This window comes from Amycolatopsis sp. NPDC088138 (assembly GCF_044741685.1).
In the GTDB taxonomy this organism is placed as follows: Bacteria; Actinomycetota; Actinomycetes; order Mycobacteriales; family Pseudonocardiaceae; genus Amycolatopsis.
Window position 1 is genome coordinate 14,950 of the sequence record NZ_JBIUTB010000002.1, and the last position, 20,015, is coordinate 34,964.

General features: G+C 70.6%; 18 protein-coding genes. 9 read left to right on the plus strand and 9 right to left on the minus strand.

The features are described from left to right. Positions 1-17 precede the first annotated feature (17 nt). Both ACIOD2_RS07500 and ACIOD2_RS07505 read left to right on the plus strand, forming a co-directional pair. Positions 18-1,676 carry an AMP-binding protein gene (locus tag ACIOD2_RS07500; RefSeq protein ID WP_400535469.1) on the plus strand — a complete coding sequence of 553 codons (1,659 nt, stop codon included), beginning with the start codon at positions 18-20 and terminating at the stop codon, positions 1,674-1,676. Positions 1,677-1,770: 94 nt separating this feature from the next. Next, the gene (locus ACIOD2_RS07505) at positions 1,771-2,898 is read left to right on the plus strand and encodes a hypothetical protein (protein WP_400535471.1); all 1,128 of its coding nucleotides are present in this window, start codon (positions 1,771-1,773) and stop codon (positions 2,896-2,898) included. A gap of 164 nt (positions 2,899-3,062) precedes the next feature. Here the strand turns inward: ACIOD2_RS07505 and ACIOD2_RS07510 are convergent, their stop codons facing one another. Both ACIOD2_RS07510 and ACIOD2_RS07515 read right to left on the minus strand, forming a co-directional pair. Continuing rightward, on the minus strand, positions 3,063-4,031 hold the full coding sequence (locus tag ACIOD2_RS07510; RefSeq protein WP_400535473.1) for a R2-like ligand-binding oxidase: 969 nt from the start codon (positions 4,029-4,031) through the stop codon (positions 3,063-3,065). A gap of 4 nt (positions 4,032-4,035) precedes the next feature. Continuing rightward, positions 4,036-4,650, minus strand: a complete 615-nt coding sequence (locus tag ACIOD2_RS07515; RefSeq protein WP_400535475.1) for a TetR/AcrR family transcriptional regulator — start codon at positions 4,648-4,650, stop codon at positions 4,036-4,038. Between the two features lie 94 nt (positions 4,651-4,744). Between ACIOD2_RS07515 and ACIOD2_RS07520 the strand changes: the two genes are divergently transcribed. Then, entirely contained in the window at positions 4,745-5,362 is a 618-nt protein-coding gene (locus tag ACIOD2_RS07520; RefSeq protein ID WP_400535477.1) for an HAD family hydrolase, read from the plus strand. Here the strand turns inward: ACIOD2_RS07520 and ACIOD2_RS07525 are convergent. Continuing rightward, positions 5,359-5,595 (minus strand): hypothetical protein, encoded by a 237-nt coding sequence (locus ACIOD2_RS07525; protein ID WP_400535479.1) that lies wholly within the window; start codon positions 5,593-5,595, stop codon positions 5,359-5,361. The two genes, ACIOD2_RS07520 and ACIOD2_RS07525, sit on opposite strands and share 4 nt — an antisense overlap. A 133-nt stretch (positions 5,596-5,728) precedes the next feature. On the opposite strand from ACIOD2_RS07525, the gene ACIOD2_RS07530 reads away from it, so the two are divergent. Continuing rightward, the gene (locus tag ACIOD2_RS07530) at positions 5,729-6,118 is read left to right on the plus strand and encodes a cold-shock protein (protein WP_323325665.1); all 390 of its coding nucleotides are present in this window, start codon (positions 5,729-5,731) and stop codon (positions 6,116-6,118) included. A gap of 7 nt (positions 6,119-6,125) precedes the next feature. Here ACIOD2_RS07530 and ACIOD2_RS07535 read toward each other — a convergent pair whose 3' ends face one another. From ACIOD2_RS07535 to ACIOD2_RS07545, 3 genes are read right to left on the minus strand one after another with little or no spacing between them, the layout of a single operon-like run. Beyond that, positions 6,126-6,614, minus strand: a complete 489-nt coding sequence (locus tag ACIOD2_RS07535) for a DUF2771 family protein (RefSeq protein WP_400535481.1) — start codon at positions 6,612-6,614, stop codon at positions 6,126-6,128. 10 nt (positions 6,615-6,624) lie between these two features. Continuing rightward, positions 6,625-8,583 (minus strand): MFS transporter, encoded by a 1,959-nt coding sequence (locus ACIOD2_RS07540; RefSeq protein ID WP_400535483.1) that lies wholly within the window; start codon positions 8,581-8,583, stop codon positions 6,625-6,627. Between the two features lie 50 nt (positions 8,584-8,633). Beyond that, the gene (locus tag ACIOD2_RS07545; RefSeq protein ID WP_400535485.1) at positions 8,634-9,401 is read right to left on the minus strand and encodes a glutaminyl-peptide cyclotransferase; all 768 of its coding nucleotides are present in this window, start codon (positions 9,399-9,401) and stop codon (positions 8,634-8,636) included. A 51-nt stretch (positions 9,402-9,452) separates the two neighbouring features. Here ACIOD2_RS07545 and ACIOD2_RS07550 point away from each other — a divergent pair, with 51 nt between their 5' ends. Beyond that, positions 9,453-11,735 carry a DUF3027 domain-containing protein gene (locus tag ACIOD2_RS07550; RefSeq protein WP_400535487.1) on the plus strand — a complete coding sequence of 761 codons (2,283 nt, stop codon included), beginning with the start codon at positions 9,453-9,455 and terminating at the stop codon, positions 11,733-11,735. Then, the gene (locus tag ACIOD2_RS07555) at positions 11,732-14,539 is read left to right on the plus strand and encodes a sacsin N-terminal ATP-binding-like domain-containing protein (RefSeq protein WP_400535489.1); all 2,808 of its coding nucleotides are present in this window, start codon (positions 11,732-11,734) and stop codon (positions 14,537-14,539) included. Before ACIOD2_RS07550 ends, ACIOD2_RS07555 begins: the two co-directional genes overlap by 4 nt. 3 nt (positions 14,540-14,542) lie before the next feature. On the opposite strand, the gene ACIOD2_RS07560 is transcribed toward ACIOD2_RS07555, so the two are convergent. Then, positions 14,543-14,770: a DUF2530 domain-containing protein gene (locus ACIOD2_RS07560; protein ID WP_400537927.1), complete on the minus strand. Its 228-nt coding sequence runs from the start codon at positions 14,768-14,770 to the stop codon at positions 14,543-14,545. An 83-nt stretch (positions 14,771-14,853) separates the two neighbouring features. Here ACIOD2_RS07560 and ACIOD2_RS07565 point away from each other — a divergent pair, with 83 nt between their 5' ends. Next, positions 14,854-16,347 carry an NCS2 family permease gene (locus ACIOD2_RS07565; protein WP_400535491.1) on the plus strand — a complete coding sequence of 498 codons (1,494 nt, stop codon included), beginning with the start codon at positions 14,854-14,856 and terminating at the stop codon, positions 16,345-16,347. On the opposite strand, the gene ACIOD2_RS07570 is transcribed toward ACIOD2_RS07565, so the two are convergent. Next, positions 16,340-16,855 (minus strand): hypothetical protein, encoded by a 516-nt coding sequence (locus tag ACIOD2_RS07570; protein ID WP_400535493.1) that lies wholly within the window; start codon positions 16,853-16,855, stop codon positions 16,340-16,342. The two genes, ACIOD2_RS07565 and ACIOD2_RS07570, sit on opposite strands and share 8 nt — an antisense overlap. A gap of 106 nt (positions 16,856-16,961) precedes the next feature. Here ACIOD2_RS07570 and ACIOD2_RS07575 point away from each other — a divergent pair, with 106 nt between their 5' ends. Then, positions 16,962-17,393, plus strand: a complete 432-nt coding sequence (locus ACIOD2_RS07575) for a MarR family transcriptional regulator (protein ID WP_323324195.1) — start codon at positions 16,962-16,964, stop codon at positions 17,391-17,393. Between the two features lie 125 nt (positions 17,394-17,518). Continuing rightward, positions 17,519-18,775: an MFS transporter gene (locus tag ACIOD2_RS07580; RefSeq protein ID WP_400537929.1), complete on the plus strand. Its 1,257-nt coding sequence runs from the start codon at positions 17,519-17,521 to the stop codon at positions 18,773-18,775. 414 nt (positions 18,776-19,189) lie between these two features. On the opposite strand, the gene ACIOD2_RS07585 is transcribed toward ACIOD2_RS07580, so the two are convergent. Further along, positions 19,190-19,993: an arylamine N-acetyltransferase gene (locus ACIOD2_RS07585; protein ID WP_400535495.1), complete on the minus strand. Its 804-nt coding sequence runs from the start codon at positions 19,991-19,993 to the stop codon at positions 19,190-19,192. Positions 19,994-20,015: the final 22 nt, after the last annotated feature.

Genomic DNA, 20,015 nt, shown 5'->3' on the forward strand with positions numbered 1-20,015 from the left:
AGACTTCAGGAGGCACCATGCCTGACGCGCCCGCCCTGCCGAGTTACGGCTCGGGGATCTCGGATGCCCCGCTGCTCGGGGACACCATCGGCGACAACTTCGATCGGACGGTGGCGGCGCACGGCGACCGTGACGCGCTGGTCGACCGGTACGCCGGCCGCCGGTGGACCTACCGCGAGCTGGCCGCCGAGGTGAACGCGCTGGCGCTGGGGCTGCTCGCGCAGGGCATCGGCAAGGGCGACCGGGTGGGCATCTGGTCGCCGAACCGGGCCGAGTGGACGTTCCTGCAGTACGCGACGGCCAAGATCGGCGCGATCCTGGTCAACATCAACCCCGCGTACCGCTCGCACGAGCTGGAGTACGTGCTCAACCAGGCCGGGGTCAAGCTGCTGGTCGCGTCGGACAAGTTCAAGACGTCCGACTACCCCGCGATGGTCGACGAGGTGCGGGAGAAGTGCGCGCGGCTGGAGCACGTCGTGCTGCTCGGCGGCGAGAGCTGGCAGGCGCTGATGGACGCCGGCTGGCAGGGCGACCCGGCCTCGCTCGTCGAAAAGCAGGCCGCGCTCTCGGCGGACGACCCGATCAACATCCAGTACACCTCGGGCACCACCGGCTTCCCCAAGGGCGCCACCCTCAGCCACCACAACATCCTGAACAACGGCTACTTCGTCGGCGAACTGTGCAACTACACCGAAGCCGACAAAGTCTGCATCCCGGTGCCGTTCTACCACTGCTTCGGCATGGTGATGGGCAACCTGGCGTGCACCAGCCACGGCGCCTGCATGGTCATCCCGGCCCCGGCGTTCGACCCGAAGGCGACCCTGGAAGCGGTGGCGGCCGAGCAGTGCACGTCGCTCTACGGGGTGCCGACGATGTTCATCGCCGAGCTGAACCACCCGGACTTCGCGAGCTTCGACCTTTCTTCACTGCGCACCGGGATCATGGCCGGCTCGCCGTGCCCGGTCGAGGTGATGAAGCAGGTCATCGACCGGATGGGGATGGCGGAGGTGTCGATCTGCTACGGCATGACCGAGACGTCCCCGGTGTCGACGCAAACGCGCGCGGACGACTCGATCGAGCGTCGCGTGTCGACGGTCGGGCGGGTCGGGCCGCACCTGGAGAGCAAGGTCGTCGACCCGGAGACCGGGCTGACCGTGCCCCGCGGCGTGCCGGGTGAGCTGTGCACGCGCGGGTATTCGGTGATGCTCGGGTACTGGGAGCAGCCGGACAAGACGGCCGAGGCGATCGACGCGGCCCGCTGGATGCACACCGGCGACCTGGCGGTCATGGACGACGACGGGTACGTCAACATCACCGGCCGCATCAAGGACATGGTCATCCGCGGCGGCGAAAACCTGTACCCGCGCGAGATCGAGGAGTTCCTCTACACGCACCCGGACATCCTCGACGCGCAGGTCGTCGGCGTCCCGGACGAGAAGTACGGCGAAGAGCTGATGGCGTGGGTCCAGATGCGCGAAGGCGCTTCGCCGCTGACGGCGGAGAAGGTGCGTGAGTTCTGCGAAGGCAAGCTCGCGCGCTACAAGATCCCGCGGTACGTGCACGTCGTCGAGGAGTTCCCGATGACGGTGACGGGCAAGGTCCGCAAGGTCGAGATGCGCGAGAAGTCGATCACGTTGCTCGGCCTGGAAGCCGCGGCCTCGGCGAAGCACGCCTAAACCGGCCGGACGAGGCAGGCGTGTTCCCGGCGCGCCGGAGGGGGATCACTCCCGGACGAGTGGGGTGACGGGGCTCCGGCGCGGAGGGGGAACCATGCCGTCCTACCTGAAAAACCTCGCTGTGGGGGCGCTGCTCGCCGCGGTGTCGCTCGGGCTGCCCGCGGTCGCGAACGCCGCCCCGGCCGGGCCCGTCGACCTGGGCACCCTGCCAGGAGACCAGTTCAGCGACGTCGCCGCGATCAACACCGCGGGGGTGATGGTCGGCGTCTCTATGCCGCGGGACGGGCGACTGATCTACCACCCCGTGAAGTGGGACGAGCAGGGCCGGATCACCGCCCTGCCGACGCTCGGCGGCGAGCAGGGTGAACCGCGCGCGGTGAACGATGCCGGGGTCGCCGTGGGCTGGGCCTGGGACGGGGTGGACGGGGTGCGCGCGGTCCGCTGGGCCCCGGACGGTTCGATCACCGCGCTGCCCTCGCCCGGTGACGCGGGCGCTGCCGACATCAGCGAAACCGGGGTGATCATCGGCGGTGGCTCCGACGGTCACGGTGGCCAGGTTTCCCTGCGCTGGGACCGGAACGGCCGGAGCGTCGCCCTCGCACCCCTGCCGGGCGGCGGCGAGACCGACGCGACCGGGATCACCGCGGACGGCTCGCTGATCAGCGGCATCGCCTACGACGCGGCGGACCACCCGCACGCGGTGCGCTGGAACGCCGCGGGCGTCGTCACCGATCTCTCGCCCGGGTACGCCGAAGCGTCGGTGTCCGCGATCAGCGACGCCGGGGTGATCACCGGGACCGTCACCGAAACCGGGCAGGCCAGGCCGGTGGTCTGGGGCCGTGACGGGCGCATGACCCCGCTCGGCTGGCCGGCGCCGCCGTCCTACGCGCAGCCGCGCGCGATCAACTCCGCCGGGGTGGTCGTGGGAGCCGGAGACGTCGAGTTCGCCCAGGACCGCGCCGTGCGCTGGGTGCACGGCACGGCCACGGTGCTGGAAGCCGACCGGCGCTCGCAAGCCGTGGCCGTCAACGCGGCCGGCACCGCCGTCGGCTACGTCGATTCGGTGGCCGCACGCTGGGGCGCCGACGGCACGGAGACGAGCCTCGGCATCCTGCCGGGCGGCGACGCCAGCCGGGCCACCGGGATCGGGCGGAACGGGACGATCATCGGCATGTCCGACACGGCCGACGCCTGGCACGCCGTCTACTGGCCGGCGAGCTGACCCACGCCTAAACCGGGCAAGACGCTCGGGCGTTGGCCCTTCGCGAATCTCGCGAAGGGAGGGCGGAGCAATGATCATCCTTAGCTGGGAGTGGTGAGCTGAAAGCCGTGAAGGGCACCTTCAGGGACAAATAAGCCCTGAAGGTGCCCTTCACGGCAAGCGCGTCAGGAAACGGCGGCCGCCGCCGCTGCGATCGCCTTCTCGTCCTCTTCGCCGAACGTGTCCTCCAGCTGCTCCGGCGAGTAGTCCAGGTCGATCTGCGCCACCGGCATGCCGCGCGCCGACTCGATCGCGCCCAGGCGCCGCTGCGCGCGGTCGGCCGCGTACTGGAGGATCTCCTCCGGGTCGTTGTCGAACGGCACTTCCTCGAACTGGTCCTGCACCCACTGGATCATGTTGAGCGCGTGGGGAAGCAGCTCGCCCATCCGCTGCTGCACGGCGTCCCACAGCGAGTCGTCCGCGGCGACGTGGCGGCGGCAGGTGAACGTGCCCCACGCCATGTGGCGGCGCTCGTCGTCGCCGATGCGGCGGACCAGTTCCTGCATGCCCGGCAGGATGTTCTGCTGGGTGCAGATCAGCTGCCACGAGTAGTAGCCGGTCAGCGCGAGGCTGCCTTCGATGACGTGGTTGTACGTCACGCTCGCCCGGATCTGGTTGAGCGGACTGGGATCGTCCTCCAGCGCCCGCAGCGACTGCGGCAGCTCTTCGTAGAACAGCTTGCGGTAGTGGGGGTTCTCCGCGACGTACGGGTGCAGGTCCCCGGTCAGCCCGACGGCGTCCATCCAGCGCCGGAACACTTCCGTGTGCTTGGCTTCCTCGAAGCAGAACTGCGTCAGGTACATCTCGTCGCCGAACCGGCCGGTCGCCGACATCGCCCGCATGAACGGCTGGATGTCCTCGGTGACGGCTTCTTCGCCGGCGATGAACTGGGCGACCAGGTACGTCGTGCTTCGCTGCTGCTCGGGGTTGAGGGTGTCCCATCCTTCGCGTTCCCGGCTGAAGTCGATGTCCGCCGGGTTCCAGAACTTCTTGTTGCCCTTGGTGAACAGCCGCAGCGGGAACGAGTCCCAGTTCAGGCCGCCCTTGCGCAGCGAGGAGAAGCCGGTCCGCAGTTCGGCGAGCGTGTCGGTCATCGTGTCACTCCATTGTGGACGAATCTGTGGACGAATTGTGCACGAAATGGCGGATCGCGGGGGCCAGCACGGCGGTGACGGAGTCGGCCGCCTCCGCCGCGGAGTGCGTGGGGAGCACCAGGTGCGACAGCGAGAGCCGCACGACGGTTTCCGCGAGCAGGGCGGCCGATTCGGCGGTGAGTCCCGGTTCCAGCTCGCGGTACTGCTCAGCGGCCAGTTCGGCGGCCGCGCTCAGGATCGGCTCACCCTTGGTCGTCAGCAGCGGCAGCAGGTCCTCGCCCGCTTCGGTGCCGAGCGCCGCCGCGACCAGTCGGTTCTCCCGGGCGTGCTCGATCGTGTAGACGACGGCGCAGTGGATGCCGGCCAGCAGGCCGCCCGCCGTCTCGAACCGCTGGCGGATCCCGTCGAGGAACTCCGCCGCGGTGCGCAGCGCCACCGCCTGGGCCAGCGCCGCCTTGTTGCCGAACTCGTTGTAGACGGTCTGCCTGCTGACCCCGGCCTTCGCCGCGACGTCGGCCATCCGCAGCGCCGCGTAACCCCGGTCCGGCAGCAGGTCCCCGGCGGCGTCGAGCAGCGCTTCCCGGAGGGACGCCCTGGTCCGGTCAGTGAAGCTGGTCACACTCTCACCTTGACACAGATCACTCCGCTGTCAAGACGCTGTACATGATCGGTTGCTGTGTAAATGTGTCGGTGGTGGCAGCTACGGTGCTGGTGTGGGCATCACGGTGGGCTTCGACCTCGACATGACACTGATCGACGCGCGGCCGGGCATGGCCGCGGCGATGAACGCACTCGGCGCCGAATCCGGCCTGCCGCTGGACGGCGACGCGTTCGCCGCCAACCTCGGCCCGCCGCTCGACGACATCCTGCGCGGCTTCGAAGCGCCCGAGGAACGCATCCCCGGCCTCGTCGACCGGTTCCGCGCGCTGTACCCGGACATGGTCGTGCCGAGCACGGTCGCGCTGCCGGGCGCGGTCGAGTCGCTCCGCGCGGTCCGGGCCGCGGGCGGGCGCACGCTCGTCGTCACCGGCAAGTACGGGCCCAACGCGCAGCTGCACGTGGACGCGCTCGGCCTGGACGTCGACGAGGTCGTCGGCGAGCTGTGGTCGACGCGGAAGGCCGAGGCGCTGCTGGCGCACGACGCGCGGGTGTATGTCGGAGATCACGCCGGCGACGTCCGCGGCGCGCTCGCCGCCCGGGCGGTCGCGGTGGGCGTCACGACGGGTCCGTGCGACCGCGCCCTGCTGCTCAGCGAGGGCGCGGACGTGGTGTTCGAGTCCCTGACGGAGTTCCCGGACTGGTTCGAACGGACTTTCGCGACCGTGCCCTAGCTCTTGGCCCGGGCTTCCTTGACCAGCGCGATCAGGCCGAGGAGCAGGCCCAGCGGCGTGATGATCCCGGCGCCGGCCGAGAGCCAGATCGGCAGGTTCTCCAGACCGGCGGCGAACATGATGAACACCGTCAGGACGGCGAGCATGCCGAGGCCGAAGAGGCCGATGCCGATCCGCATGAGGAACGGTTTACCGGGGGCGGCCACGGCGGCCTCCTTTGTCGCGGTCGTCATGAACCAGAGGGTATCCGCAGGTATCGACTTCTCCCCAGGGCATGTGGCGAGATACCCTTCCAGGAGCGCGCCCTGGGTACGCCCACCGGGCGCGTTCGTCGTGAGCGGGACAGCAGAAGGACTGGTGAGGGAAGTGCCGACCGGCAAGGTCAAGTGGTACGACGTGGAGAAGGGGTTCGGTTTCGTCACGCAGGACGACGGTGGCGCCGACGTCTACATCCGCAAGGCCGCGCTGCCGCAGGGCGTCGAGGGGCTCAAGGCCGGGCAGCGGCTCGAGTTCGGCGTCGCCGACGGCCGCCGCGGGCCGCAGGCGCTCTCCGTCCGGCTGCTCGACCCGCCGCCGTCCGTCGCCGAGGCCCGCCGTCGCCCGGCCGAGGAGCTGCACGGCCTGATCGAGGACATGATCAAGCTGATCGAGCTGAAGGTGCAGCCGGACCTGCGGCGCAACCGCTACCCGGACAAGAAGAACACCAAGCAGATCGGCGAGATCATGCGCGCCGTCGCCCGGGACCTCGATCCCTAAACCGCCGTCAGGCCTGCGGCTGGTCCAGCCGCAGGCCCCAGACGTCGCTGGGCAGCAGGCCGGACTCGCCGGTGCCCGCGTTCAGCACGGCCGTGTACCGCTGCACGTCGACCGCCGAGATGCGGTCGGCGGGCGTCGGCGGCGTGACCGTGTACGCGTAGCGATCCAGCGAGGTGAACGGGATCGGGTCGCTCTGCTTGAACTCGCCCTGCGGCGTGACGTACTCGTAGACGATCTGCCACGGTGCCCCGGCGACCTCGCCGGGCACCGAGATCTGCACCGGCTTGCCCGGCCGGACCTTCAGCGTCTGCGCCGCGCCCTTCGCGCTGCACGGCTGCGCGAGCTGCTGCGAGTAGTCGCAGGTGAGCACCGGCGTGGTGTTGATCGTGTGGCCGTCGGCGTAGAAGGTGACCTCGGCCGGGCCGGGTGCCGAACAGCCGGTCAGCACCGCGAACCCACCGGCCGCAAGGAGGGCCACCACCCGGGAACGTCGCATGCGCCGGAGCCTACCGGCGGGGCCTCGGGTCCCCGGGCAGGCCCTGCGCCGGGAAGCTGCCGGTCGGCTCGGGGCGCAGCGGGCGATCGCCGCCGAGGCCCGGCACGAGCGAGCCGCCGCGGCGCACCAGGTACGTCTGGGTCATCCCGACCGCCAGCAGGATCGTGATCACCATGAAGCCGATCCAGTAGGTCGGCGGCAGCAGCAGCCCGACCGCGCCGCCGAAGCACCAGGCCAGCTGCAGCACGGTCTCCGAGCGGCCGAACGCCGACGCGCGCGACTCCTCGGGCAGGTCCTCCTGGATCACGGCGTCGAGGCTGATCTTCGCCAGCGCGCTGGCCGTCGCGCCGATCAGGCCGACGATCGCCGCCGTCGCCAGGCCGGGCAGCAGCGTCGCCACCAGCGCGGCGAGCACGCAGCCCGCCACGCAGCTGACGATCACCTGGTCCGGGCTGCCGAAGCTCAGCCGCGAGCCCAGCGCGTTGCCGAGGAACCCGCCGGCCCCGGCCGCGGCGCCGATGATCCCCAGCAGCAGGAGCTGCATGAACGGGCTGTGCCCGGTGCCCTCGGTCTGGGCCTTCACCGCGAACGCGGCGAACATCATCAGGAAGCCGGTGAGCACGCGCACCGAGCCGTTGCCCCACAGCGCGACGACGATGTGGCGCCCCAGCGGCTGCCGTCGTTTCTTCTCGGTCGGGTGCGCCGAAAGCGACGTCGGGACCTCGCCCTCGGTCGCTTCGACCCAGGCCGGGATCCGCATCGACTGCACCGCCGCGGCGACGCAGATCAGCGCGGTGAACCAGAGTGCGCCCGCGGCGCCGGAGATCGCGTTGATGCCGCTGGCCACCGCGCCGAACACACCCGCGGCGACCAGGCCGAACGTCGTCAGCCGGGCGTTCGTCTTGGACAGCGTGATCTCCGACGGCAGCACCCGGGGCGTCACCGCGGCCTTGAGCACGGTGAACGACTTCGAGAGCACCATCATCCCGAGCGCGGCCGGGTAGAGCAGCCAGTCGTCGAAGTGCAGCGCCATCACCACGGCCATCAGGCCCTGGCCGATCGACGACGCGCACATCGCCAGCCGGCGGCCACGCTGCACCTTGTCGAGCGCCGGCCCGATGACCGGCGCGACCAGCGCGAACGGCGCGATCGTGATGAGCAGGTAGAGCGCCACCTTGCCCTTGCTCTCGCCGCTGGTCGCGGCGAAGAACAGGGTGTTGGCCAGCGCGATCGCCATCGCCGCGTCGCTGGCGTAGTTCAGCATCACGGCGTAGGTCAGCGAGGTGAGGCCGGACTTCTCGGCGCCGTCGGCCTTCGTGGCGCGCTGGAAGGCGCCGACGGCCTGGCCGGTCAGCTGCCGGCTGCGCATCGCCGCCACGCGCGTGACGGTGATCTTCTTCGGCAGCTTCGGCGTGCCACCCGGGGTCCGCGGTTCCTCACGCGGCGGCAGTGGTTCGGGCTCCGGCGGACGCGGCTCGCCCGCGTAGCCACCGGTGTCGTAGTGCTCGTACTCACCGCTGCCTGGACGCCGTTCCCCCTGGTAGAAGCTACTGGGATCGCGCCGGACCTGCTCGGTGCGGTTCGGGTCGTGGGCCGGCGGGTACGGCCGGGCGCCGCGCGGCGGCGGCGGTGGCTGGTGCCGGGTCGGCGCGGCGGCGGTCGGGGCCTCGTTCGCGTCGGGGACGAACCCGGCGCGCGGCGGCTCGCGCCGCTGTGGTTCGTGTCGCTGTGATTCGTGCCTGGGCGGTTCGTGCCGGGGCTGTTCCTGCCGCGGCGGTGGCGGCGGGACGGGGCGTTCGACCCGGGTCGGGGCCGGGCGGTCGGCCCGGGTGGGCGCCGCTTCCTGCCAGGACCGGGCCTGCGCCGCGCCGGGCTCCGGCGTCCAGCGCCGTTTGCTCTTCCGGCCGCGCTGCTGACCCGGCCGGCCACGAGTGCCGTCGGAGTCGGAGCGGGAGCCGAAGAGTGCCACGTGACCAATCCTGCCTTACCCGGGGGCCGCCCCGCCTGCTCTTCCGTGCTTTAGGGGTGTTGCGGGACGAACCTCACCCGGAACGTGACCCGCCACTGCTTGCCGGTGAGGAGGAATTCGCCGGTTCCCGGCACGGCGGCGATGCCATTGAGCACGGCCTCCGGATCGGTCGCTTTCGCCTGGGCGCGCAGCTGACCTGCGTCGATCGTCCCGGTGACGTGCCCGGTGGCGGCGTCGATCCGCAGGATCGTGTCGGTGTGCCAAACGTTTGCGTAGACGTCGCCGCCGACGCACTCCAGCTCGTTGAGCTGATCGCGGCCGACGTCGACGCTGCCGGTGACGGCGAAGGTCTTCGGGTCGCGGAAGGTCAGCGACGCCGAGCCGTTGCTCATCACCAGCCGTCCGCTGTCCTGGTGGCACAGGCCCCAGCCCTCACCCTGGAACGGCACCCGCCGCAGCTCGGCGAGGGTCTTCGTGTCGCGTTCGATCGCGAAGCCGTCCTGCCAGGTGAGCTGCCAGAGTGTCGGGCCGAGGACGGTGACGCCCTCGCCGAACAGCGGCGCCGGCAGCGTGGCCGTCGTCGCGGGCGGTCCGCCGGGCGGCCCCGCGGTCAGCTGCGACTGCCCGGACAGGCCGGTGCTTTCGTAGAGCGTGCCGCCCGCGAACTCGAGGCCTTCGGTGAACGCGGCGGGGTTGTGCGGCAGCGTCGCGACCACCTGGACCGTGAGTTGTTCCGGGCCGGGCGGCGTGGCGGGGGTGCCGGCGCAGCCGCCGAGCGCGGCGGCCAGCAGCAGCGTGGTGAGGATCGGCGTGCGCACGTTGAACAGCCTGGCACGGGCGCCGCGGGTGCGTGCGGCACAATTGGCCGCATGACTCTGCTGCTGACCCTGGACGACGGCTCCGTGCAGCGCAAACTCGCCGATGCGGTGGGTTTCGCGCGTGCCGCGGTGCTGGAGGAAGCGCCCGAGGAGCAGATCGGTGCCCACGTCGGCGCCGGCCGGGAGGACGCGGTCTCGGCGAGTCACCTGTTCGAAGCCCAGGTACCCGGTTATCGCGGCTGGCGCTGGTCGGTGACGGTCGCCCTGGCGGGCGATGACGAGCCGGTGACGGTGAGCGAAGTCGTCCTGGTGCCCGGCCCGGAAGCGCGGATCGCGCCGGCGTGGGTCCCGTGGGAGCGCCGCGTCCGTGCGGGTGACCTGGGCGTCGGCGACATCTTCCCGACGGACGCCAGCGACCCCCGCCTCGCCCCGGCGTACCTCCAGTCGGACGACCCGGCGGTGGAAGAGGTGGCGCGCGAGACGGGCTTGGGCCGCATCCACGTCCTGTCCCGCTACGGCCGCGAAGACGCGGCCACCCGCTGGCACGGCGGCGAGTTCGGCCCCCGGTCGGACATGGCCCGTTCGGCGCCGGGGGTGTGCGGAACGTGCGGTTTCTTCGTCCCGCTGGCCGGTTCCCTGCGCGGCGGCTTCGGAGCGTGCACGAACGACATCGCCCCAGCGGACGGCCACGTGGTCGACGTCGAGTACGGCTGTGGCGCGCACTCCGAGGTGGAGGTCGAGGTGACCTCCTCGATCCCGGTGGCCGAGCTGGTCTACGACGACTCCCTGCTGGACTTCGACCCGGCTGAGGTCGAGCCGGTTGCTTCTCCCGCGCCTGCTGTTTCCGCTCCCGTCGCTTCCGACGTCTCCGGCACGGTGGCGCCCCCGACGGTGGCCGAGGTCGAGGCGGTCGCGCTGGTGGAAGCCACGGAAGCGGTGGAGTCCCCGGCAGCCGAGTCCGAGACGGGCTTGGCGGAGGCGGACCTGTCACCGGCGGAGGTCGAGCCCGAGGTAGTCGAGCCCGGGGTAGCGGAGACGGTCGTTGAGCCGCAGGCCGCGGTGCCGGAAGCGGCTGAGGTCACGGCTCCGGAGCAGGTTGAGGTGGCCGAGCCGCAGGCGGCTGAGGCCGCGGAGCCGGTGGCCGCTGCTGAGGTCGAACCGGAGGCCGCGGAAGCAGTTGCCGAGCCGGTGGTGGTTGCTGAGGCAGCAACGACGTCGGCGCCGGAAGCCGAGGTTGACCCGGCGACCGCCGAGACTGAATCGGTGGCAGCCGCGGACGACTCGATTGTGGCTGAGCCGTTGGCGGCGGAAGCCGAGCCGACTGAGGTTGGCCCGGTGGCGGCTGAGTCTGGATCGGTGGCTGCCGGGGGCGAAGCAATCGTGGCTGAGCCGCTGGCGGCGGAAGCTGAGCCGACTGACGTTGAGCCGGTGGCGGTCGAGTCTGGATCGGTGGCGGCCGGGGAAGCAATCGTGGCTGAGCCGTCGGCGGCGGAAGCCGAGCCTGCCGAGGTTGACCCGGTGGCGGCTGAGTCCGGATCGGTGGCAGCCGGGGGCGAAGCAATCGTGGCTGAGTCGCGGGCGACGGAAGCTGAGCCGGCTGAGGTTGAGCCGGCGACCGCCGAGACTGAATCGGTGGTGTCCGAGGGCGACTCGGTTGTGGCTGAGCCGGTTGCGGCGGAAGCCGAGCCCGAGGTTTCGGAGCCGAGCCAGGTCGAGGCGGCTGCCGGGGCGCAGTCGGTTGTGCCTGAGGCCGAGCCGGAGACGGTTCAGGCTGCGGTGACCGATGCGGGTGCCGAGTCGCAGGGGACCTCCGGGACCGAGCAGACCGAAGCCGTTTCGCCGGAAAACCTGACCTCCGCGGCTGAGCCGCAGGCGGTCGAGGCCGCGAACGCCGCTGTCGAGCAGCAGTCCGCCGAACCGGAGGCTGCGAGCGAGGGGCCGGAGCCGACCCGGACCGATGTGGTCGACGAGCAGCCGGTTGGCTCCGAAGCCGAACAGGTCGATGTTGCCGAGTTGCCTGCCTCCACGCCCGAGGCTCGGGAAACCACGGTGGGCGAGGCCGGTGCGGCCGAGCTTTCCGTGGTGACCGCCGAGACGGTCTCGGCCGAGGCCGAGGCGACCGACACGGTTGTCGGGTCGGCTGTGACCGGTGCCGAGGTCGAGGTGCCGGAAGCCGTGCTGACCGACTCCGTCGTCACCGAGGCTGCCGAGCCGGAGGCTGGGCCCACTCAGGGCGAACTGACCTATGTGGTGGTGACTGATTCGAACCAGGACCCGAGTGCCGACTCGAGCGAGACTGCGGACACCGAGACCGATCACCGCAGCGAACGGTGACCGGCTCCGTGCCTGAGCCGCGCGATCCCTTCGGCACCGCGCGGCTCCGGGACGCGACCCTGCGCTCCTGGCAGGATTCGCCCACCCGGCTCACCGAGGACACCAACGTCGAGCGCGACCTGCGTGTCGGGGCCTACCGGGATCGGCTCTTCGTCGAGCTTGCGCAGAACGCCGCCGACGCCGCTATGGCCGCGGGGACACCTGGGCGCGTCAAGGCGTCCCTTGTGGACGGTCAGCTCCGGTTCGCCAACACCGGTGCTCCGCTCGACGCGCGTGGGGTTGCGTCCCTCGCATCGTTGCGGGCGTCGGGGAAGACCGGGGACACCGTCGGGCGGTTCGGGGTCGGGTTTGCCGCTGTGCGCACCGTTTCCGACGAGCCTCAGGTTCTGAGCACCACCGGCGGGGTCGTCTTCTCCGCCGATCGCACCCGGGAAGCCGCCGGGATCGTTGGTGACGTTCCCGTTCTGCGGCTGCCGTGGCCGACGGAAACCGCCGTCCCAGAAGGATTTGACACCGAAGTTCGCCTGCCGCTGCGGGACGACGTCGACGGGCAAAGTCTTCTCGACGAGCTGAGCAAGGACGTCGGCGATCTTCTGCTCGCCCTGCCGTGGCTCGCCGAGTTCGATGTGGACGGTCGCGTTTGGACACGCACCGCCGACCAAGACGTGGTCGAGATCCGGGGCCCCGCAACGGAAACCCGGTGGCTGACCCATCGTGGTGACGTCGTGTGGGCTGTCCCGGTTGATGTACAAGGCGCGCCGATTCCGCTTGAAGAAGACGTTCTCCGCGCACCCACCCCGACCGACGACGGGCTGTCGTTGCCCGCTCGGCTGCTCGCGCCGGTGCCGGTCGAGCCGTCGCGGCGCCGGGCGCTGCCCGGGCCAGAACTGAAGCAGGCACTGGAAAAGGCCGCCAGGGAGTACGTCGATCTCGTCCGGCTGCTGCCGCCGGAGCACCGGTTCGCGCTCGTGCCCGTACCGGGCTTTCCGAAGTCCACAGTGGACGCGCAGCTGCGTGAAGACGTGTTGACGGTCCTGTCGGACGAACCGTGGTTGTCCACTCAGGACGGCCGCGAGGTCTCCGGTCGTCAGGCGCGGGTCCTCGACGTCGACGTGCTCGGCCTGCCCGCGTTGCTGACGGACGTCTTTCCCGGCCTGCTCGACGAGGCCCCGAACGTGCTCAAAGCCGTTGCTGTGCAGGTGATCAGCATCGAAGAGGTGCTGGAGACGCTCACCGGTACCAGCAGGGAACCCGGCTGGTGGCACGACGTCTACAAGGCACTGAACGTCGCCGTCGAGTCGCACGCGCTCGCCGCGTCCAGGCTTGACGGCTTGCCCGTGCCGCTTTCGGACGGTCGTACACTGCCTGGTGCGCGGGGGAGTCTGCTGGTCGACGGCTCGGCCGAGCTGCTCGAACTGCTGTCCGATGTGGACATTCCGGGGCTGCGGCTCGTGCACCCCGCGGCGTCGCACCCGCTGCTGGAACGCTTGGGCGCCAAGCACGCCGACGCACGGGAGCTGCTCAACGCCGACCAGTTGCGTGACGCCGTCGAGCGCAGTGTCGAGGACGTGCGGTCCGGTTTGGACGGGACGACCCTCGCCGGTGCGGTGCTCCGGCTCATCGCCGACTGCGGTGACGACGCTCCACGGTGGACGGGCGCGCTCGCGTTGCCTGCCACCGACACCTGGCGTCGCGCCGACGAACTCGTGCTCCCGAACTCGCCCCTCATCGACATCTTCGACGAGGAGGTCTTCGAGGAGGACGGCACGCTCGACGTCCTCGACGAGGACTTCGCCGAGGACTGGCCGTCCGAGACGCTGAAGGCCGCCGGTGTGCTCGACTCGTTCGCGCTGGTGCAGGACGACGAGCCGCACGAACCCGACCACGACCTCCCGGACGAGGAAGCCTGGTGGGACGCGCGGACCGAGCCGCCGTCGACGCTGGTCGCGATCCGGGACCTCGACCTCGTCGCCGACGACTCCTGGCCCGCGGCCCTGCGCCTGCTCGCGGCGCGACCCGAAACGTGGCACGCCCTGCGTATGCCCGGCGGGCACGCGGCCTGGTGGATCGCGCAGTACGCCGTGCTCGGCGGCCTGGCACCGAACGAATGGCGCCTACCGGACGCGGACCTCGCCGGGCTCTACGACGAGGTCCCCGACGTCGGGCTCACCGAAGATCTCCTCAAGACCGCCGGTGTGCGCAAGGATCTCGCGCTGTCCACAGTGGATGAAGCGATCGACGTCCTGCGCAGGCTCGGCGACGCGGACCGCACGATCTCACCCGGCCTGATCACGCGCGCCTACGACGCCGTCGTCGAGTCCGGTTTCCAGCCGGCCGCCCCGGACGCCGTCCGCGCCGCGGACGGCTCCGTCGTGGAAGACGCGGTGGTCCTGGACGTGCCGTGGTTCGCCGGGGCGCTCGAACCGGACCAGTACGTCGTCGCGCCCGAAGAACCGGACAGGCTGGCGGACCTGCTCGATCTGCCGCTGGCGAGCACCACCCCGGCCGAGGTCATCACCGAGGGCGAGTACGCGCCGTGGGCCGAGCTGCCCGCGCTCAAGCTCGTCGCCGACCAGCTCGGGATCCCGCTGCCCGACGGCGGGGTGCTGGTGCACGACCCGCTGACCGTGTCGATCCAGGTCACCGAGCACGACGTCCAGTGGTGGCACGACGGCCGCCTGCACGCGGCCGACACGTCGGAGGGCCTGGCCCGCGCGTTCGCCTGGGCGACCGGGCGCTGGCCGGACCGCCACCTCATCACGGCGCTGCTCGACGACCCGTCGCCGCGGACCTTGCTGGCATAAGACTCAAAGACGCTGCGCGGAACGAGAGCCGCGGCGGGCGGCGGCGCGCTGCCACAGGATGATCGCCAGCCCGATGAACCCGAGCACGAACCCGGACAGCGCCGTCTGCACCCACAGCCCCGAAGTCGTGAAGAAGAGCACCACCAGCGCGACGGTCCAGATCGTGGTGCCTACGATCACCACCGGCGTCAGGTCGGTCAGCCTCTTGGGCAGCTCCGGCGTGTGCCGCAACGAGCCCGTAACCTCCGGTGGATTGCTCGGATCACTCACGAGGTGCAGGGTACTCCGCAGCAGCGAGAGAATGGGCAGGGCGAATGGCGGAGCAGGAGACGACCCCCACCGGGACGCCGGAGGTGGCCGGCACCGGGACGTCCACACTGGACCGGTTCTTCAAGATCACCGAGCGGGGGTCGACCGTCCCGCGTGAACTGCGCGGCGGCCTGGTCACCTTCGTGACGATGGCCTACATCGTGGTGCTGAACCCGCTGATCATCGGCAGTTTCGCCCCGGACGACGCGGCCGCGCACAAGGACCTGCTCGGCGGGATCCTGCCGGTGCCGCAGGTCGCCGCCGTCACCGCGCTGGTCGCCGGGGTCATGACGATCCTGATGGGCCTGGTCGCGAACTACCCGTTCGCCATCGCCACCGGCCTGGGCATCAACAGCCTGGTCGCGGTCACCATCGCCCCGCAGATGACCTGGCCGGAGGCGATGGGCCTGGTCGTCATCGAGGGCGTCATCATCGTCGCGCTCGTGCTCACCGGCTTCCGCACGGCGGTGTTCAAGGCCGTGCCCGCGTCGCTGAAATCCGCGATCGCCGTCGGCATCGGCGTGTTCATCTGCCTGATCGGCCTGGTGGACGCCGGGTTCGTGCGCCGGCTGCCGGACGCCGCGCACACCACCGTCCCGGTCGGCCTGGGTATCAACGGCTCGATCGCGAGCTGGCCGACCGCGGTGTTCGTCGTCGGGCTGCTCGTCACCGGCATCCTGGTCGTGCGCAAGGTCAAGGGCGCGATCCTGATCGGCGTGCTGTCCTCGACGGTGCTGGCCATCGTGGTCGAGGCGATCGTCAAGGCCGGGCCGTCCAAGGGCACGAACCCGAAGGGCTGGAACCTCGGCTACCCGGCGCTGCCGGACCAGGTGCTCGGGCTGCCGAACCTCTCGCTGGTCGGCGACGTCTCGTTCGGCGCCTGGTCGCGGCTGCCGATCATCACCGTCTGCCTGCTCGTGTTCACGCTGGTGCTGGCCGACTTCTTCGACGCCATGGGCACCATGACCGGCCTGGGCAAGGAAGCCGGGCTGATCACGAAGGACGGCCAGCTGCCCAACGTCGGCAAGGCGCTGTTCGTCGAGGGCCTCGCGGGCGCGGCCGGCGGTTTCGGGTCGGCGAGCTCGAACACGGTGTTCGTCGAGTCGGCGGCCGGCATCGCCGAAGGCGCCCGGACGGGCCTGGCGAACGTCGTCACCGGCGTGCTGTTCATCGCCGCGATGTTCCTGACGCCGCTCTACCAGGTGGTGCCGGTCGAAGCGGCCGCGCCGGCGCTGGTCGTGGTCGGCGCGATGCTGATGGCGCAGGTGCGCGACATCGACTTCACCGACTACGCGATCGCGCTGCCCGCGTTCCTGACCATCGTCGTCATGCCGTTCACGTACTCGATCGCGAACGGCATCGGCGCCGGCTTCGTCAGCTACGTCGTGATCCGCGCGGCCACCGGCAAGGCCCGCCAGGTACACCCGCTGATGTGGGTGATCGCGGTGGCGTTCGTCGCGTACTTCGCGGTCGGCCCGATCCAGGCGGCCTTCAGCTGATCTTCAGCGCGTTGTCGAGGACGCTCCGGTCGCGCTCGAAATCCGCGGCCGGGGCCTCGAACCGGATCGTCACGAGCGCGTCGCCGGCGCCGAGGCCGATCACGGTCACCCGCCGGGGCACGCCGTCGCGCTCGTAGGTGAAGTCCCATTCCGCGGTGTCGCGTTCGGCGATCGGGGCGTGCTCGGCGACCGCACCCTGACCGTTCGCCACGGCCTGGAGACCACTCAGTGCGTCTTCCTGCGTGATCGGCACCCGGTCGGTCTCGAGGAGCAGGCCGCCCTTGCGGTAGCTCGCGCGCTCCTTGTCGTGGGTCACCGACCAGGTCGAGGGCACCGGGATGTGGAGCGTCTTGCCGGGCTCGTCGGGGAGCGGGTAGATCGCCACGGCCTCCGCGGCGACGCCGGTCGCGGCCGACGGTGGCGGTGCGGCCGCCGGAGCGTCGTTGTTGCCACACCCGGCCACCACGGCCAGCAGCGCCATGCCGACCACGGCCGGTTTCTTGTTCATCGGACCCCCAGGTTCCTCCGTCGGGAAGGACGCGCGGACCTCTCCCCGGTTGCGGGTTGACGGAGATCACCTGAAGGGACGAAGTTTCGTAAGGTATGCTAACTATATGTCCGGCGACACGCACGAACGCTCCTTGGCGAGCCGTCTGCGTCTCGCGGTGGTCCGGCTCAACCGCCGGCTGCGGGCACAGCGCGTCGGGGACGATCTGACGTTGACGCAGGTCGCCGCGCTGTCCACCTTGCACAAGTGCGGTGCGCTGACCCCCGGGCAGCTCGCCGCGAAGGAAGGCGTCCAGCCGCCCTCGATGACGAGGGTGATCGCCGCGCTCGAGGAGATGAAGTTCGTCGAGCGGCGGCCGCACCCGACCGACGGCCGGCAGGCCATCGTCGAGTTGTCCGAGAGCGGGCTGGCCTACGTTCAGCGGGCCATCTCCGTCCGGGAGGCGTGGCTGGACAGGCAATTGGCGGAGCTCGGCGACGAAGAGCGTGAAGTGCTCTCGAAAGCCGCCGAAATCATCGACAGGATGGCGGGGAACTAACCACGGTGACCACCACGGGTAGCGAAACAGAACGATCGATCGAAACCACTGCTACCCGGGAAACGGCACCACCGCTGCCGTCCGCGTCACCGCCGTCCGATGCCGTGCCCCAGCGCCGCGGCAGCATGTTCGCCTCCCTGCGGATCCGCAACTACCGGCTGTTCTTCACCGGCCAGGTCATCTCGAACATCGGCACCTGGATGCAGCGCATCGCCCAGGACTGGCTGGTGTTCACCCTCAGCGGCAACAACCCGATCGCCCTCGGCGTCGCCGTCGCGCTGCAGTTCGCGCCGACGCTGTTCCTCTCGCTGTGGGCCGGCGTCCTCGCCGACCGCGTCGACAAGCGGCGCCTGCTGACCTGGATCCAGGCGGTGGCGTGTTCGCAGGCCGTGGTGCTCGGGGTGCTCGACCTGACCGGGCTCGTGGCGCTGTGGCAGGTCTACGTCCTGTGCTTCACGCTCGGCATCACGGCGGCACTCGAAGTGCCGACGCGGCAGTCGTTCGTCGCCGAGATGGTCGGGCGCGACCAGATCGCGAACGCCGTCGCGCTGAACTCCTCGATCTTCAACATGGCCCGGATCGTCGGCCCGGCGATCGCCGGGTTCGCCATCACCTGGATCGGCACCGGCTGGCTGTTCATCGCGAACGCGGCCAGCACGGTCGCCGTCATCACCGGGCTGATCCTGATGAACCCGGCCAAGCTGTTCCGCGTCGCGGCGGTGCCGCGCGAGAAGGGCCAGCTCGCCGAGGGCCTGCGGTACGTCCGGCGCCGCTCGGACCTGATGACGGTCATGGTGCTGGTGCTGTTCGTCAGCACGTTCGGCATCACGTACTTCAGCTCGCTGCCGATCGTCGCGGCGAACGTCTTCCACACCGCCGCCGACGGTTACGGCCTCCTCTCGACGCTCGTCGCGGTCGGCACGTTCACCGGCGCGATCATGTCGGCCCGCCGCGGCACGAAGGGCCGGCCGCGGGTGCGGCTGATGCTGGTGTCGGCCTTCTTCCTGGGCGTCTTCGAGCTGATCACGGCGTTCATGCCGAACTACCTGACGTTCGGCCTGGGCCTGATCCCGCTCGGCTTCGCCACGATGACGTTCCTCAACACGGCGAACTCCCTGGTGCAGACGTCGGTCAGCCCGGAGATGCGCGGCCGCGTGATGGGCCTGTACGTGCTGGTCCTGATCGGCGGCAACCCGATCGGCGGCCCGATGGTCGGCTGGATGGCCCAGGCGTTCGGCGGGCGGTCTCCCTTCTACATCGGCGGCGCGGTCTCGGCGCTGGCCGCGGTGGTCTGTGCGATCGTGCTGATCCGGCGGGGTGGCGTGTCGTGGCCGGTGCGGCGCGGGTTCGGGCTGCGAGTGCTGAAGCGGGCGAAGGTCTAGCCGGTCGGCTCGCGCACTCAGCCGGTCGGCTTGCGTGCCTGGAGGGTCGGTTCGCGTACCCAGTCGGTCGGTTCGTGTGCCTGGAGGGTCGGTTCGTGCGGCTCGGGGTCAGTGGCCAAGTAACCCCGAGACCAGCGACTCGGCCCACGCGCGAAGCTCCTCGTCGGATTTCCGCGGGGACGTCCACGCGAGCTCGACCTGCTGGGGTGATTCGTCGCTGAGCCGGATTACCACTCGCCTCAGACGTCACCCGTACGAGTGAGATCCGGGTCTCCGCGAGAGACCTCTTGTCGGAGAGGTGAGGTTAGGCTAACCTCATACATGTCCGCTTCGTGGTGGGAGCGGCAGTCAGTTCGGGAACGGACGGAGCCCCGGCCCTGGGAACCCCAGGCCGGGGCTCCGTTCATTGACGGGTCAAGGCAGTGTCGGGCTGAGTGAAGGGCTCGTCAAGGGGTTCTCACCCGGGAGCGTGGGCAGCCGCTGCAGCGCCATCCCGAAGTACACCCGGTAGGCCGTGCGCACCGCGTCGTCGCCGGTCAGGCGGACTTCGTGGCGGACGCCGTCCACGGTTTCGATCAGCTTGGCGCCCGAGAGCGTCACGCGGCCCTGGGACGTCGGGCGGGAGCACGTCAGCGACCGCGTGAAGTGCGACTCCGGGGACGTCGACTGCCACCACGCCATCGGCACGAAGTCCGCGAGCGGGCGCGGACGGTGCTCCAGGCGGTACTGCGGCTTCCCGTCCAGCAGGACGTCGACGTCGCCGTACGGCGCGTCCAGCACCAGGAAGTCGCCCTCCGGGTCGGCCTGGGCGTCCACGCCGGACAGGCGCAGCGGGTGCCGGGCGAACCGGCCGAAACCGACGTCGAGCAGCCACGGCTCGTCGAGCTCGACGACGACCGCCGCGTGGTCCAGCGGCGGGCCGAGCGAGCCGTCCGGGCGGAACACCTGGGCCGCGTGCAGCGAAGCGTCGTACCCGAGCTCGCGCAGCAGGGCGGCGAACAGGCCGTTGAGCTCGTAGCAGAACCCGCCGCGGCGGCGTTCCACGATCTTGCCGAACAGCGCCTCCTCGGTGAGCTCGATCGGCTCGCCCAGGTGGACGCTCAGGTTTTCGAAGGGGACCGCCGCCAGGTGGCGTTCCTGAAGGGTGCGCAGCGTCGCGAGGTCGGCCGCCGCGGGCCATGCGACGCCCAGCCGGGCCAGATACGCGTCAACGTCCATGCCCCATAGCCAAACACCTCGA

Coding starts and splice junctions, on each gene's coding strand:
- ACIOD2_RS07500 (WP_400535469.1), top strand. CDS start 18: ATGCCTGACGCGCCCGCCCTGCCGAGTTACGGCTCGGGGATCTCGGAT.
- ACIOD2_RS07505 (WP_400535471.1), top strand. CDS start 1,771: ATGCCGTCCTACCTGAAAAACCTCGCTGTGGGGGCGCTGCTCGCCGCG.
- ACIOD2_RS07510 (WP_400535473.1), bottom strand. CDS start 4,031: ATGACCGACACGCTCGCCGAACTGCGGACCGGCTTCTCCTCGCTGCGC.
- ACIOD2_RS07525 (WP_400535479.1), bottom strand. CDS start 5,595: ATGACGACCGCGACAAAGGAGGCCGCCGTGGCCGCCCCCGGTAAACCG.
- ACIOD2_RS07535 (WP_400535481.1), bottom strand. CDS start 6,614: ATGCGACGTTCCCGGGTGGTGGCCCTCCTTGCGGCCGGTGGGTTCGCG.
- ACIOD2_RS07550 (WP_400535487.1), top strand. CDS start 9,453: ATGACTCTGCTGCTGACCCTGGACGACGGCTCCGTGCAGCGCAAACTC.
- ACIOD2_RS07565 (WP_400535491.1), top strand. CDS start 14,854: ATGGCGGAGCAGGAGACGACCCCCACCGGGACGCCGGAGGTGGCCGGC.
- ACIOD2_RS07570 (WP_400535493.1), bottom strand. CDS start 16,855: ATGAACAAGAAACCGGCCGTGGTCGGCATGGCGCTGCTGGCCGTGGTG.
- ACIOD2_RS07575 (WP_323324195.1), top strand. CDS start 16,962: ATGTCCGGCGACACGCACGAACGCTCCTTGGCGAGCCGTCTGCGTCTC.
- ACIOD2_RS07580 (WP_400537929.1), top strand. CDS start 17,519: ATGTTCGCCTCCCTGCGGATCCGCAACTACCGGCTGTTCTTCACCGGC.
- ACIOD2_RS07585 (WP_400535495.1), bottom strand. CDS start 19,993: ATGGACGTTGACGCGTATCTGGCCCGGCTGGGCGTCGCATGGCCCGCG.